Genomic DNA, 15,190 nt, shown 5'->3' on the forward strand with positions numbered 1-15,190 from the left:
CTAACGATGAGAGTGAATGAAGCCCATCAACGCTAAAAAAGCGCCTTTTTACATAACGCTATATCAGATAATGTCAAGCACGCTTTCAGGTGGTCGCCCGATTCGTGCTTGACCATTCGCAACCACAATCGGGCGTTCGATCAATTTAGGGTTATCGTGCATAGCTGCTAAAAGTTGGGCTTGGGTCAGTGTTTGATCATTCAGATTAAGCGCTTGATAGGCATCTTCTTTTGTTCGCATTAATGAGCGGGCCGAATCAAAACCAAGCTGTTTTAATAATGTAGTTAACGTACTGACGGATGGTGGGTTATCTAAATAAAGCACAACGTGCGGTTCGATGCCATGTTGTTTTAATAGTGCTAGGGTTTCGCGGCTTTTAGAACATTTTGGGTTATGGTAAATGGTAATCGTTGACATATCGTCCTCCCGTTTAATCATGCTCATCCCTAAAAAGGAATGAACGAAATGTAATGTTGTGCTTACCATACCACATAATACCAATATGTCAGACCGATTTTCGTTGCTGATGGTATGATCAACGTATTGATTTCGTCACATAATTTCAGCCAGATCTGATTGAATGCCTGTTTTTTACTTGAAAGCGTAACATTGCGTTAAAAACATTCTCACTGACGATATTCAATTTTAGTAAATTGGCAAAAAAGCAGGTATAATCGCCGCGTCTTTTTTATCCGCGAATACGTCATGATCCAACTACATAACCAACTTGAATTACTCAGTCCGGCAAAAGATGTCGAGATTGCCAGACAAGCCATTTTACATGGCTCAGATGCCGTCTATATTGGCGGGCCTAGCTTTGGTGCGCGTCATAATGCCGGCAATACGGTCAGTGATATTGCCAAACTCGTCGAATTTGCACATCACTATTATGCAAAAGTCTTTGTGACATTAAATACCATTTTGCACGATAATGAGCTAGAACCCGCGCGTTTATTGATACATCAGCTATACGAAGCAGGGGTAGATGCCTTGATTGTACAAGATATGGGGGTTTTGGCACTTGATATTCCGCCAATTGATCTGCACGCCAGTACACAAATGGATATTCGCACCCCAGAAAAAGCTAAATTTTTAGCCGATGTCGGGTTTTCACAAATTGTGTTGGCTCGCGAATTGGATCTGCAAGACATTCAGGCTATTCATCAGCAAACTGATGCCAATATTGAATACTTTATTCATGGTGCGCTGTGTGTGGCGTTTTCTGGGCAATGTTATATTTCTCATGCACAAACGGGACGCAGTGCAAACCGAGGTGACTGTTCACAAGCTTGCCGTTTACCGTTTACGCTGAAAGATGATCAAGGCCGTGTTGTGGCTTATGAAAAGCACTTATTGTCGATGAAAGACAATAATCAATCTGACAATCTTACACAGCTTGTTAATGCGGGGGTTCGCTCATTTAAGATTGAAGGGCGCTATAAAGACATCAGTTATGTCAAAAATATCACGGCTTTTTATCGTCAAAAATTGGATCTCATTTTAAGTGAACGATCGGATTTAGTGCGGGCATCAAGTGGTAAAACAGAATACTTTTTCACCCCCGATCCTAATCGTACTTTCCATCGAGGGAGTACGGATTATTTTGTGAATGGTCGTAAAGCCGATATTGGCGCATTTGATTCCCCCAAATTTGTTGGCTTACAAGTAGGGGAATTGGTCAAAGTTACAGATAAATCGATCGAGATTAAATCGCAAACCCCATTAGTCAATGGTGATGGATTAAATGTATTGGTCAAGCGTGAAGTGGTCGGGTTTCGTGCTGATAAAGTTGAAAAATTATCAGCCGAACTGTACCGCGTTTACCCAAATGAATTACCCAAGTCATTAATGACGTTACGATTACCGTGTCTCATTAACCGAAATTTAGATCATGTTTGGCAACAAAGTTTACTCAAAGAGTCCAGTCAACGTCGTATTGGCGTTGCCTTTTTGTTACGTCATTGCCAAGGTGGGATTGAACTGGTTGCAGTCAGTGAAGAGGGCATCGAAGTGAGCCAATGTCTATTGGCAGATTTTGACTTGGCACAGCAAGCGGATAAAGCGCAAAAAAATCTAGCAGACAGCTTAGCTAAACTGGGGCAAACAATCTATTATGCAACGACAACTGACATTGAGTTAAACCCCGTTTACTTTATTCCAAACAGTCAATTAAATCAGCTACGCCGAGACGTGATTGATCGATTAACTCAGGCGCGTTTAAAACATTATGTGCGTCGCTTGCGTAAAAACGAAGTGACACCAACGCCGATTTATCCTGAAAGCCATTTAACGTTTTTGGCGAATGTGTATAACCACAAAGCACGAGCGTTTTACCAGCGTCATGGGGTTGAACTGATTGATAATGCTTATGAAGCTCATGAAGTAAAAGACGATGCGCCATTGATGATTACTAAACATTGTCTACGTTTTGCCTTTAATTTGTGTCCAAAACAAGCTAAAGGGGTACAAGGGGTTAGGACAAAAGTGTCGCCAATGAAATTGGTCCATAACAATGAAGAGCTGACATTAAAATTTAACTGTAAAGCGTGTGAAATGCAGGTTTGGGGTAAAATTAAGTCGCATATTTTAAAAATGCCTTTACCTGGCAGTGACATTATCTTTTTAGATAAACAGTAAATAGACACGACGTATCAGCTACACCGTGTTTTAATTTCCTTCAAGGGCTAACATCAGTTAGCCTTTTTATTGTAATGCAATCCTCACGCACATGACTCAATGGCGCTGATGCAATCGTTTATTCGCCATTTAATACCGCTAATGCCGCATCATGTAATGCACGATTGGCGGATGCCAAAATTTGCCCTCCGGCTTCAGCACGATGACCTTGTAACGTAGTAACAACGCCACCGGCTTGTTCAATAATCGGAATAAAAGCAACAATATCATAAGGTTGTAATGATAACTCTAAGCACAGATCGATTCTACCTGCAGCCAGCATTGCCATGGCATAACATTCACCGCCATAGCGCGTCATTAAGACACGTTGAGTGAGTTCAGCAAACTTAACCTGTGGGTGTAACGAATACAGTTCAGGTGACGTGGTATGCAATATCGCGTTAGCTAAGGTCGCATTTTGACGAGTCAGCAGTTGACTATGCCCCATCGGGCCAGATGTCCATGAATGTTCACCGTCAGCCCAAAAGCGTTCTTGTGTAAACGGCTGACTCATCATCCCCATGCGGGCTATTTGTGCTTGCTGTAAACCAATCAAACTCCCCCACACAGGCAGTCCACAAATAAAAGGGCGTGTGCCATCAATCGGATCGATAACCCATTTGAGCAGACTTTGGCTATCGTTTTCGCCAAACTCTTCACCTAAAATTGCGTGCTCAGGATAGCGTTGACCAATCAAATCGCGGATGACATGTTCAGCTTGACGATCGGCTTGGGTTACGGGATCAAAGCGAACATCCTGCTTATATTTGGTTTCAATCGTTAATGATTGTCGGTAATGCGCGAGGATAGTTTTATCAGCAGCGTCCGCTAAGGTATGAAAAAATTGGGCATCAGGTAATGGATTATTCATTGCAACTCCCGCTCAGTAGGTTAAAATAATGAATATGATTGATTGTGATAGTTTTGTTAATTTTTCGCTCAAAGGTGATGTTTTATGCTCGATTATATGTTATTCCCAGAACAACGACAAGCTTTAATCAAAGACCGGTTGATGAAGCATGGACGGGTGCAATGTATTTTGTTAGCTAAAGAATTAAAGGTGTCAGAACACACCATCCGGCGGGATTTGCAAGAACTTGCTCTCAGCGGTATTTGTAAACGTGTCTATGGGGGAGCGGTAAGTCAAACGCCCGTGAGCGAAGATTTTTCACATCGGATCAGTCAAAATGAACATAGCAAACAGCGCTTAGCACAAGCGACAATACCCTTATTAACGCATAACCGTTGCCTTTTTATTGATAGTGGTTCAACCAATCTTGCTATCGCTCAGATGATTCCCGCCGATATCACATTAACTGTTGTGACCAACTCACCCGATATCGCCCAAATTGTCATGCGCATCGCCAATAAACAGGTCATTTTAATTGGTGGCCAAATCAATAGCTGTACAGGGGGCGCAACGGGCATTACAGCGCTACAGCAACTCAACACAATATTTATTGATCAATGCATTTTAGGGGGTTGCGCGCTTGATGTTGATGAAGGTTTAACGGCATTTAATTATGAAGACAGTGAATTTAAACGAGCCTTAATACAGCGTAGTGCACAAGTCATGGTTGCATTAACATCGCCTAAAATCCCGACCGTCGCAAACTATCAGGTGGCTCGTTGTCAGGATATTGACACTCTGATCATCGAGCATGATCTAGCAGAAGATAAAATTCAACCTTTTTGCGAGTGCATCAACACCATCATACGGGCAAAATAATCGACGGTTAGTGATCTCATTTAAACGTTGACGCACACGATTACCCAAGATTGGTTTATAGTGTGGTGTGTCGCAAAGCATAAACTGGCAGTGTGGTATTAGCAATCTGTTGAGACATTGAGCTGCTAACAATTAAGGTTTATGTTTAAAAAATTCTTCTAAATATTTATCAGGCAGTCTTAACTGACAATATTTATCAACTAATTCAAAACTTTTGATGATGTCTTCACGAGTATTGTTTAAAGATATTTCTTTTCCAAAATAATCAGCGATTATATACTTCGAATCTAAAACGATACCGGCTTTAAAAGTATTATATGGTTCTTCTATTCCACATTTGAATACAAATGCTTCATACAAAATACAATCTATCTCTTGGCGTTCACTATAAACACTATAACTAGATATCCTACCCTTAAAAAATTCTCTTAATAATTTAATTAAATCTAAAAAAGAAAGTGGATTGTTCATATTTTAACCCCATAATTATTTAATTAGTATTGCGGACATCGTATCGGGAAAAAACATATAACCATTATTTTCCAAATATTTTAATTCATTTCTCAACGCTCCCGTTGCATTAACAGGATCATGAGTAAATTTAATCGTTTTACCATTTTTAATTGCTTCATCCAGTGCGGGAAGATTAAATAATTTAAACATACTGTCATCGGTTAAATTATAGGTATTTTTGATTTAACCTACTTATCACCTATATCAAACATCGCATTATTGTCTTTTGCTACGGCAAGATATGAAGCGCTATCTCCGGTATATTTACCTAAAACCATTGTATGACTATCGCTGTTTTTATAGCGTCGTTTAACAGTGCTTCATACTCCAATTTGGGTATAAAAATGGCAGATTGATAACTACCTTTTTGATTTTATCAGCTACTCATTTTTATTTTTAAAAAATTCTTCTAAATATTTATCAGGCAGTCTTAACTGACAATATTTATCAACTAATTCAAAACTTTTGATGATGTCTTCTCGAGTGTTATTTAAGGATATTACTTTTCCACTGTAATCTAGTATGATGTGTTGAGTATCAAAAATAAAACTATGGTTTATTATTCTGTATAATCTTCAAACTCCCATGCAAAGTAGCGTGATAGCTTTTGCGCGGTTTCAGCCCATGTTTTACATGAGCATTGTTCTATATATTTATTAATTATTCCTGTAATTTCATCTAAATTATACTTTCTAATGATTAAAGTATGCCTTAGTATTTCTGGTATCCATTGGTTTTTATCAATCCATCCTGGCGAACAGACAAATAAATTAAAATAATCAGCTCCATTACTTTCCGATGAACCTATTGATAAGCTTAGCATTATTCCAAATTCGTTTTCATCTTCAGGAAAATAGAGTGTTAGATCATGGTCTATTGAGCCTATTGATTTTAAAAGTGCTTTCATTATTAATCCTTGATATTTAAATACCGATTATTTATTAATTTTTTCATCAACATTATTTAAAATAGAAATGATTAAATAATTTTCTTTATAGGGTGGATTATTTTTAGGTGCTTTGCATAAAATCAAAAACATAATTGTGAAAAAATCAAAGGCAGTGATTGATAACTGCTTTTTTGATTTTATCAGCTACTCATTTTTATTTTTAAAAAATTCTTCTAAATATTTATCAGGGAGTCTTAACTGGCAATATTTATCAACTAATTCAAAATTTTTGATGATATCTTCACGAGTATTGTTTAAAGATATTTCTTTTCCAAAATAATCTAGTATAGCGTGTTGTGAATCAAGCAGAATACCGCCTTTAAATGTCTTATATGGCTCATCAATGCCACATTTAAATATAAATGCTTCGTATAAAATACAGTCTATTTCTTGCTCAATACTATCATATTGTAGCATAGTAGCTTTATTACCAAAAAACTCTAACAATAGCTTATATATTTCATCTAAGTTTAATTGTTTATTCATAATTAATGTCTCTATTTTAATGGTTGCGCAATTAATGTTTTAGGTTCAAATCTATACCCATTTCTTATTAAGTACTTAAGTTCTTTTCCTAAAGCCCCTTGATCACCAATTGGATTATGCGTAAATTGAATTGTTTTACCATTTTTAATTGCTTCATCCAGTGCGGGAAGATTAAATAATTTAAACATACTGTCATCGGTTAAATTATAGGTATTTTTGATTTTACCCCACTTATCACCCATATCAAAATACATCGCATTATTTTCTTTTGCTACGGCAAGATATGATGAACTGTCTCTGGTATATTTACCTAAAACCATTGTATTACTATCACTGTTTTTTATAGCGTCTTTTAATAGGGCTTCATACTCTAATTTTGGCATAAAAATGGCAATTTGTTTTGAGTTCCCATCGATAGCCGAAAAATTTGGGGTTGATTCAGGCACATCTTTTATCGCGTATTGCGATGCTTCAAGTTTATAATGTACTTTTGTTTTCACTTCAAATGCAGTCCATTTTATTCTCGCATATTTCAACGCACGCAGTGAATGAGAAAACGTCTCAGTGAGCGCACCTAGCGTCAGTCCTTCGAGTGCATTTTTAAATCGCCCCTCAGCATTACTGTCATCAGGTTTAGCTTGTAAATACTCGGTAACCGGGTTTTGTAACTCAGGAAAGGACTGAATCAGATTTGACAATCGCTCTTCATGAGGCGCAAATGCGGTATAGTCGGCTATACCGCCTGCTACCATGCCACGACTTAATTTCCCCATGTTTTTTAGAGGAGCAATCACTTTTAATTGCCTTGCAACAGGTATAAAAGCCGCTAAAAATTGCGTCACACCATGTGTTAATGAGCCGGCAACGGTTTGTGCTTGGGGAATGGTAGGTATTTGTATGGGATTACTCACGGTGTTACCAGCAATAATTGTGGTCATCGATTTATGAACTGATGTATCCCACGCTAAGTCCATTGTTGATTGTGCCATATCACGTAATCCACCCACAAACTGCAATGGCACATCATAATACCAAGGTCGGCTTTGTTGTTGTTTATCAAACACCACATCAACGTATTTGACCTCTGGTGTTAGTTTAACATAAGCATATCCGCTGCTATCTAAGGTGCCTTGTCCCACTATTTTTTGACTGGCATTATCAAATACGGTAAAGGGGTGATTGGGTAAATCATAGATTGTGAATTCAATATAGTTATTATCCTCAAGAAACGCTGTTTTTTGAGCATAGATTTCATCTTGTGATAGGGGGCGAGCAATCTGATGACTGGGTAATCTTAAAAAATTATCCTCTGGCGGTAACATGCCGGAGTTGGCTTCAATCGGTTTTTCGAGTAAAACCGCACGCTCAGAGCTTAATGCGTCGCGTAAGGCAGCACTGAACTTAGCCTCATCTTTGTGATAGGTATTATTACCATAATATAACCCGAGTTTTTCAAGTGTTGGGTACAGGTTTTTACACTCATCTTGATGTTTAACACAATAATGAATAATCTCATCCATCTGTTGACGGTAATAATAACGGACTTGTTTAAACCCGGTATTATCGATAATGCGAGTGTTATACGGCGTATCACGTTGCATTAACAGTGAATCATCAGCCGGTTTTTGTAAGTCTTGCCATTGCTGCTGGGTAATTAAATAGTAATGTTTCATCAAGATGGATTTTGTTCTTATTTTTTTGAACGAAAAAGATAATCGATTTAGATAAATTTGGCAAGGTTTAATGGTAAAACCTATGATTGACTTACGGTAGTTTAATGGACGCTGTTTAGTTGTATACCCTTACTCATGGCGGCAAGTGCCACCTTGAGTAAGGGGAGCAATGATTAATAGGGAAGGGCAGTCATGGATTCAAATTTTTCATCAATGATAGCACCTGTTAAATCACGAAGTTGGCGAATGTTATGTTGCTGGCAATACTGTGCTAATCCGCTAATGAGATTAGGCATCGTTGAAGGTTCAATAAAGCTTGCCGTGCCAACTTGCACTGCCGTTGAGCCAGCTAAGAAATATTCAATCACATCATCCACTGTCGAAATGCCACCACAGCCAATAATCGGGATGGAAATATTTTTATAACATTGATAAACCATTCTAATCATAATGGGCTTAATGGCCGGTCCAGATAGTCCACCCATAATGTTACCGAGTTTTGGGCGGCGGGTATGGATATCAATTGACATGGCTAGTATGGTATTACCTACCACCACCGCATCGGCACCACAATCTTGAGCGGCTTTGGCTACGCTAATAATATCACTGGTATTGGGCGTTAATTTTACCCATAACGGTAATTTGGTTGCACGGCGTAATGCGTTAACCACCGTTGATGTTGATTCTGCTTCCATGGCAAACGCTTTGCCATGTGCTTCAATATTGGGGCATGAGATATTGGCTTCAATCGCTGCGATGCCCGCAACATTATCAAGCTCAGCTGCCAGTTTACCAAAATCCGTTGAGGTATTTGCCGAGATACTGGCAATCAGCGGTGAACGATACTGCTGATAATACGGCACGGTTTGTTCAATGTAATTTTCGACCCCTTTACTTGGGATACCAATCGCATTAAGCATGGCATTAGGGAGTTCACAAGCTCTTGGTACCGGATTACCTGCACGCTTATCCGCGGTGAATGTTTTGGTAACAATCGCACCGAGTTGATTAAAATCAACAACATCAGCAAGCTCTTTATCAAATGTACCTGACGCGGGCATAATCGGATTACTAAGTGTTAAGCCATTAATATTTACCGATAGATCGATCATGCGATAAACTCCTTCAAGCTAAATACCGGGCCATCAACACAAACACGTTTACTACGTGGTTCACTTTCACCCTCAACATGAAATGGTTTAACACAGCAATAACACATGCCAATACCACACGCCATATGCTGTTCAAGTGCTACTTCACCATCAATATTATGCTGATTGGCAATTTTTTGCAGTAATTTGGTTAAGCGCGTTGAACCACAGGTAAACATTGCATCAATGGGGCGTTTATGGTGTTCGGCTAAAATGATTGATTCCACATTATCCACACTGCTGGAGTTATCGGTATCAACGACTTCAATGACGTTGGCATTCACATCTAAAAAACGTGATTGTGACATTAAACTATCACGATGACGCGCACTGAGTAATGCCGTGACAAAAATATTTTTTTCAGCTGCGGCTTCAGCAAGGGGCGCAAGGGTCGCCAGGCCAACGCCACGGCCTAACACTAAAATATGTTGATAGTGATCTTTTAGATTAAATCCCTTTCCGAGCGGGCCAAGCACTGGCAAGCTATCATTGGCTTTTAACAATGCCAGCGTACGTGTGCCTGTGCCCGTCACTTTATATAAAAACTCAACCGTGCCATTTTGACGATTAGCAAAATAGGTACTCATCGGGCGCCGAAAAAACGGCTTATCTTGATCGGTTTGCGGACAAAGTAGATTAAAAAATTGACCGGGTTTGACATCGGCCGCTTTGTGGTCGACTTGCACCACCATATGTTTATATTCATCGTTCACCCATTCATTACTGATAATGAGGGATTTACTATCAATTGCTGTCATCTAACACGTTCTCTTTAAAATTGGCTAATTCGGCTAAAGTTTGGGTTAACAAGTCGGCGCCGACCAGAATCTGTTCTGATGAGCTGTATTCCTCTTTATGATGACTGATTCCCGCTTTTGACGGGATAAATATCATGGCAGTGGGTAACCGTGTCGCCATGTACATCGCATCATGACCTGCACCACTTAGCATAGGTTGATATGTGATAGTGTGTTTATCACATAATTTACTGATTATATGACACACTGTCTGGTTTAAGCGCACGGGTTTTTCCTGTGCTAATTGACTTAGGCTGATGCGAATAGCAGCAGCTTGATCTAAATCATTTACTGTTTGCGTTAAACCTTGTGCAACCCGAGCAATGCTTGCTTCATCAATGCCACGAATATCCACATAAAATCGGACATGCCCTGGGATCACATTCATCGCATTGGGGTAAACATTTAATTTACCAACGGTACCGACTGTGCCTAAATGCGCTTCTTGATTAGCCAGTTGATTAATCGTCGTAATTAAATGGGCCGCGGTGACGAGTGCATCTTGCCGTTGATCCATTGGCGTCGCCCCTGAGTGATCGGCTTGACCATACACATCAACTTGAAAACGGGTCGGTGCAGCAATCCCATTGACCACCCCAATTTGCACGTTGGCATTTTCAAGGCAACGCCCCTGTTCAATGTGTAATTCAACAAAAGCCGCAAACGCGTTTTGTGGCAAGACACAGTGTGTTAATTGTTGGCTTTGATAACCCGCTTCATCTATCACTTGATAGAGTGTTTTGCCTGAACTATCCGTTATCGTATGCCATTTTTCTGGATCAGTATGGCCTGTCAAAATTTTACTGCCAACGCAAGATAAACCAAATCGACTGGATTCTTCACAGCGGAAAATGATCAACGTTAAATCACGTTTTAAGGTTTTCGGCTTAAATTGACACAGGGCATATAAACCGGCCACCACGCCTAAAATACCATCATACTGCCCGCCGTTTGGCACGGTATCTAAATGTGAACCTGTTGCAATAGCCGGTAATGATGAGTCTTGACCTTTGAGGGTGATAAACACATTACCCACCGCATCTTGCCGACAATCAAGCCCTTGTTGGGTCGCTAAATCGATAATATAGCGATGTGCGAGTTCATCATTTTCACTGTAAGCAAAACGGGTGACACCTTCATGTAAAGGCGTATCACTAAAACGAGCAAGCTGGGCAATCGTTGATAAAAGTTGATCAGCTGAAAAGTGGCATAATGTACTCATGATATGGCATGGTCACTGGTTAATAAAGCGTCTCAAAAATAAGATTATAGCAAAATATTGAATATTTACAAATTTAAATAAGATTTAATATTGTTTTAAATCAATGAATTGCATCTTAATAAGAATTACTGATATGTGGCTTAATGTTATAAAATCTCATTTTTTAGACTGTCTATTCTCCGCGCTGTAGCATAAAATAGCGGCACATAATGATATGAATCATGGATTATCGACCTCCTTGTATCAATCCATAGGGATCACAGCATGGCACTATTTATTAAAGAAGCGTATGTTAATGAAAACGATTATACGTTTTTATATCAAGGTATTAACGAAGGTGAATTCAAACAAAAAATTGCTAACATCATGGCTGAACGGGGTTACCGGGATATTGGTGATCATGTTTATGAAAAAGGCAATGGCACATTAAGGATGCTGCTTGGTGCATTTTATAAACATTATAAAATTCAGATTATGCCCCAATGCTTGGATGATGGCACAATGTGTGTTGCCATTAAAAAACGTTCAAGTGGGTTTGCAGGGGGAGTGATTGGCATGAACCAAATTCAAAAAGAACTCGCTGCAATTAAAGCCATTTTTACTGCACTGTAAGCCCATAAAATCGGCCTAACACAGATTAGGCCTGATTGTTTAGGCTGCGTGCCTACAATAAGCGCTTAATAATCCGGTCTATACGAATACGGCTTAAACGGCTAATCAATTTATGCACCTGTTTTGGGTAAAACTGACTTGCTTGAATTTGCTGAAAGTGATTGACTAATAAGGTATTTTGGCGAATCGTCATCAGCTCCTTGGCAAATTTATCTTGCAATTGATGCTGTGGATCATGCACTAAAATGCCGTTTTCCAGATCTAATCGCCATGCCCTTGGGTTAATATTATTACCGGTAATTAATGCCCAATCTTTATCGACCCATAAGCCTTTTAGGTGATAAGTGTGGCCATTATCTTTCCATAACCGAATAATCAGTTGGTCTTTATCAACAAATTCTTGTAAGCGCTCAACGAATTTACGCAAATTGATTTCATACAAGTAGGGCAATCCACCGATGATATTAAACGGCTGATCTTCGGGAATATAAAAGTCGTTTGCTGTCTTGTCGCCGACGATAATCTCAACGTGTTTGCCTTTGCGTAATTGGCGAATAATATCGCGAATAATGATCGGCGGCAGATTAAAATACGGTGTACAAAAAACAATTTTGTGCTGTGCTGAACTGATTAAATGATGAATAACACGGTTAAGGCTATTACCTTTACCCAATCCGGCTATCGGCGTTACCGATAAGTGATTAGCCGTCGCTTGATGTTCAAACTGATAATTAGCTTGGGTTAAATGATGGCGGAACACGCGGATATCCGGCTTTAGTTGCTTACGTGTTTTTTGTTCAGCACTATCAAGACGCTGTATGGCATCAAACGGCAAAAATTGCTGTTTAATATAGTCAACCATGGTATCGGCAAGTGCACGATTACGGATCACATGATAGCGGTCATAACGGTATTTATCGAGCTTATGCAGGTACACATTATTGATGCTAGCCCCAGTATACAGGAGCGTGTCATCAATGATACTGCCTTTAAGGTGCAATACACCTAAGACTTCACGGCGATTAACCGGCACACCATATACTTCGATTGGCGCATCAAGGTGTTGTTGCTGCATTTGGTGGTAATACTGAGCATTGGTTTGGCTTTTGCCTTCACCCATACGACCGCGCTGCGCACGGTGCCAATCAACAAAAATTTTAACCTCTAAGTTGGGATTACGACGTTTAGCGTCATAGATCGCCTGTAAAATCTCTTGGCCAGCTTCATCACGTTCTAAATAGAGCGCGACAATATAAATACGGTGGGTTGCGTTTTGAATATATTGTAATAGCGTTTTCCGATATTCTTCGGCAGTGTACAGAACCTGATAGTCATCAGCGGACTGTTCAATTTTGGCTAATTCATCAAGGTACTTTTGATGATTATATTTAATAAAGGGTATTCGCATAGTTTATGTTTATTTTAATTTTCACGCATATCGTAAATGATAGCATAGCATATTTTATGAATTTGGTATATTGGCACAAATATTAATTATATATAAAAATCAATGTGTTATGTAAATTAATGATTTATAACAAAAAATTAAAGTCCTGACAAGATGACAAAAATTGTAATGTTTGCGTCACAGTGATGTTATCGAATTGACTTAGCCTGATGTCATGAAAGATCAGTCAGCTTGAGAACAGTATGATAAAACGCCGTGTATTATCGATTTTGCTAATGAGCACATTAACGGGGTGTGTGTCACTCGCGCCACACAGCAGCACATTGCCAGAAGCGGGAATACCCAGCAATATCGGTAAAAGTGAGCACGCCCAACAGGACTGGCATTTAAGTCAGCTTGGCTGGCGCGGGTTTTTTCATGATGCGCAGTTATTGCAATTGATTGAAAGTGCATTAGCGAATAACCCTGACATACAGTTGGCGGTGCTCAAAACGCAAGAAAGCTACTTGCAATATGGTGTTGAGCAATCGAATCGTTATCCACACATCACCGGGCAATCAAGTACGACTTATACCGGCCAAAATCAGCAACAAACCGCGAAAAATTACAAAATCGATGCCACCATAAGCTATGAATTGGATTTTTTTGGTCGTTTAAACAACTTGAGTCAGGCACAACGAGCACGTTATTTAGCAACGCAAGAAGCGCAGCGTAATGTCTATATGTTATTGGTTGCGCAAGTCGCGCAAGCTTACCTGAATGAACACATCATTAGCCAAAAGCAAATCACGCTAGATAAACAGTTGACAAACTACCAGCAGGCATTAAGCTTAACGGCGTCACGCTTAGTGTCAGGCGAAGCCACCTACTTGGATTATGAACAAGCCAAGGGGATGCTAGAAAGCACTAAAATCAGCCAGTCAGAATTAGCCCAGCAGCGGCAACTTGCTCATCACACTTTACAAAATTTAGTGAATCGATATGACGTAACGATAACCCCAGTCAAACAGCCACTACAACTTGAACAGAGTATTCCGGCAAATGTACCGTCAACGGTTCTACTCACACGGCCTGATATTCTCCAAGCGGAACATCAATTAACGGCTGCTAATGCGGATATTGGGGTTGCCAGAGCTGCGTTTTTCCCATCAATATCCTTAACGGGAAATGTGGGCAACGCCAGCACTGAATTGGCTGACCTGTTAAGTGGTGCAACGCTGTGGGATTTAGTCCCCAAAATCAGTCTGCCAATTTTTAATGGCAAACAAAATCGCCTCAATTTAGATTTGGCCAATAATCGTCAACAGCAAGCTGCCATTGAATATCAAAAAACGTTACAAAATGCCTTTAAAGAGGTCGCCGATTTGTTGACATTAGGGCAAAGCTACCACCAGCAATTTGAACTGCAACAGCGTTACCTAACAACTCAACAAAATGCGTTAGCCTTATCCACTCAAGCCTATTTAAATGGTTCGGCTAACTATTTAACGATACTTGATGCACAGCGTAATGTGCTAATTACGCAATTAGCGTTATTAACCTTAAAACAAAATCAACTCACCAATCAAATTAACCTGTTTATTGCCTTAGGTGGCGGTGGGCAGGAATAACACATAAAGGAGCACATCATGAAACGAATCTCAATTATTATCGCCAGCGCGTTATTATTTGGCAGCAGTGGACTGGCGCAAGCGGCGACCCACGATCACCATGATCACACGCAAACTGAGCAAGCAGTGAATGTGATTACAAGCCAAGGTGTGGTGAAACAGATCAACCTTGATACACACAAAGTCACTATTACTCATGACCCCATCCCGGCCCTAAATTGGCCCGCAATGACAATGCGCTTTACGGCCAGCAGCCGTGAACAAATTCAATCGTTAAACGTCAACGATAAAGTGAGCTTTGAGTTTATACAACAAGGTAACCTTTCACTGTTACAACGCATTACGGTAATGAAGTAAGGTTTAT

General features: G+C 39.7%; 16 protein-coding genes. 5 read left to right on the top strand and 11 right to left on the bottom strand.

The window, feature by feature from the left end:
- Positions 1-63 precede the first annotated feature (63 nt).
- Positions 64-417 carry an arsenate reductase (glutaredoxin) gene (gene arsC / locus ABEA36_RS02295; protein WP_345490830.1) on the bottom strand — a complete coding sequence of 118 codons (354 nt, stop codon included), beginning with the start codon at positions 415-417 and terminating at the stop codon, positions 64-66.
- Positions 418-705: 288 nt separating this feature from the next.
- Here arsC and ABEA36_RS02300 point away from each other — a divergent pair, with 288 nt between their 5' ends.
- Complete coding sequence (locus tag ABEA36_RS02300; RefSeq protein WP_345488382.1) at positions 706-2,637, top strand: peptidase U32 family protein; 1,932 nt, start codon at positions 706-708, stop codon at positions 2,635-2,637.
- A 118-nt stretch (positions 2,638-2,755) separates the two neighbouring features.
- Here the strand turns inward: ABEA36_RS02300 and hisN are convergent, their stop codons facing one another.
- The gene (hisN, locus tag ABEA36_RS02305; protein ID WP_345488384.1) at positions 2,756-3,547 is read right to left on the bottom strand and encodes a histidinol-phosphatase; all 792 of its coding nucleotides are present in this window, start codon (positions 3,545-3,547) and stop codon (positions 2,756-2,758) included.
- Between the two features lie 84 nt (positions 3,548-3,631).
- Between hisN and ABEA36_RS02310 the strand changes: the two genes are divergently transcribed.
- Positions 3,632-4,405 (top strand): DeoR/GlpR family DNA-binding transcription regulator, encoded by a 774-nt coding sequence (locus ABEA36_RS02310; protein ID WP_345488386.1) that lies wholly within the window; start codon positions 3,632-3,634, stop codon positions 4,403-4,405.
- A 132-nt stretch (positions 4,406-4,537) separates the two neighbouring features.
- Here ABEA36_RS02310 and ABEA36_RS02315 read toward each other — a convergent pair whose 3' ends face one another.
- The 8 genes from ABEA36_RS02315 to ABEA36_RS02350 form a co-directional block, all read right to left on the bottom strand.
- Complete coding sequence (locus ABEA36_RS02315; protein ID WP_345488388.1) at positions 4,538-4,876, bottom strand: hypothetical protein; 339 nt, start codon at positions 4,874-4,876, stop codon at positions 4,538-4,540.
- A gap of 15 nt (positions 4,877-4,891) precedes the next feature.
- The gene (locus tag ABEA36_RS02320; RefSeq protein WP_345488389.1) at positions 4,892-5,068 is read right to left on the bottom strand and encodes a hypothetical protein; all 177 of its coding nucleotides are present in this window, start codon (positions 5,066-5,068) and stop codon (positions 4,892-4,894) included.
- Between the two features lie 409 nt (positions 5,069-5,477).
- A complete protein-coding gene (locus tag ABEA36_RS02325) occupies positions 5,478-5,825 on the bottom strand; it encodes an immunity 8 family protein (protein WP_345488390.1) in 348 nt (115 codons plus the stop codon).
- Between the two features lie 186 nt (positions 5,826-6,011).
- The gene (locus tag ABEA36_RS02330) at positions 6,012-6,353 is read right to left on the bottom strand and encodes a hypothetical protein (RefSeq protein WP_345488391.1); all 342 of its coding nucleotides are present in this window, start codon (positions 6,351-6,353) and stop codon (positions 6,012-6,014) included.
- An 11-nt stretch (positions 6,354-6,364) separates the two neighbouring features.
- A complete protein-coding gene (locus ABEA36_RS02335) occupies positions 6,365-8,026 on the bottom strand; it encodes a hypothetical protein (protein ID WP_345488392.1) in 1,662 nt (553 codons plus the stop codon).
- A 173-nt stretch (positions 8,027-8,199) separates the two neighbouring features.
- Positions 8,200-9,138, bottom strand: coding sequence for a dihydroorotate dehydrogenase (locus ABEA36_RS02340; RefSeq protein ID WP_345488393.1), 939 nt, complete (start codon positions 9,136-9,138; stop codon positions 8,200-8,202).
- The gene (locus tag ABEA36_RS02345) at positions 9,135-9,935 is read right to left on the bottom strand and encodes a dihydroorotate dehydrogenase electron transfer subunit (RefSeq protein ID WP_345488395.1); all 801 of its coding nucleotides are present in this window, start codon (positions 9,933-9,935) and stop codon (positions 9,135-9,137) included. Before ABEA36_RS02345 ends, ABEA36_RS02340 begins: the two co-directional genes overlap by 4 nt.
- The gene (locus ABEA36_RS02350; protein WP_345488397.1) at positions 9,922-11,196 is read right to left on the bottom strand and encodes a Zn-dependent hydrolase; all 1,275 of its coding nucleotides are present in this window, start codon (positions 11,194-11,196) and stop codon (positions 9,922-9,924) included. Before ABEA36_RS02350 ends, ABEA36_RS02345 begins: the two co-directional genes overlap by 14 nt.
- A gap of 264 nt (positions 11,197-11,460) precedes the next feature.
- Between ABEA36_RS02350 and ABEA36_RS02355 the strand changes: the two genes are divergently transcribed.
- On the top strand, positions 11,461-11,808 hold the full coding sequence (locus tag ABEA36_RS02355; protein ID WP_345488399.1) for a hypothetical protein: 348 nt from the start codon (positions 11,461-11,463) through the stop codon (positions 11,806-11,808).
- 52 nt (positions 11,809-11,860) lie between these two features.
- On the opposite strand, the gene pssA is transcribed toward ABEA36_RS02355, so the two are convergent.
- A complete protein-coding gene (gene pssA, locus ABEA36_RS02360; RefSeq protein WP_345488401.1) occupies positions 11,861-13,216 on the bottom strand; it encodes a CDP-diacylglycerol--serine O-phosphatidyltransferase in 1,356 nt (451 codons plus the stop codon).
- Between the two features lie 242 nt (positions 13,217-13,458).
- Here pssA and ABEA36_RS02365 point away from each other — a divergent pair, with 242 nt between their 5' ends.
- Positions 13,459-14,826: an efflux transporter outer membrane subunit gene (locus tag ABEA36_RS02365; protein ID WP_345488403.1), complete on the top strand. Its 1,368-nt coding sequence runs from the start codon at positions 13,459-13,461 to the stop codon at positions 14,824-14,826.
- Positions 14,827-14,844: 18 nt separating this feature from the next.
- Positions 14,845-15,183, top strand: a complete 339-nt coding sequence (locus tag ABEA36_RS02370) for a copper-binding protein (RefSeq protein WP_345488405.1) — start codon at positions 14,845-14,847, stop codon at positions 15,181-15,183.
- Positions 15,184-15,190: the final 7 nt, after the last annotated feature.

This window comes from Orbus sasakiae, assembly GCF_039542345.1.
Lineage (GTDB): Bacteria > Pseudomonadota > Gammaproteobacteria > Enterobacterales > Orbaceae > Orbus > Orbus sasakiae.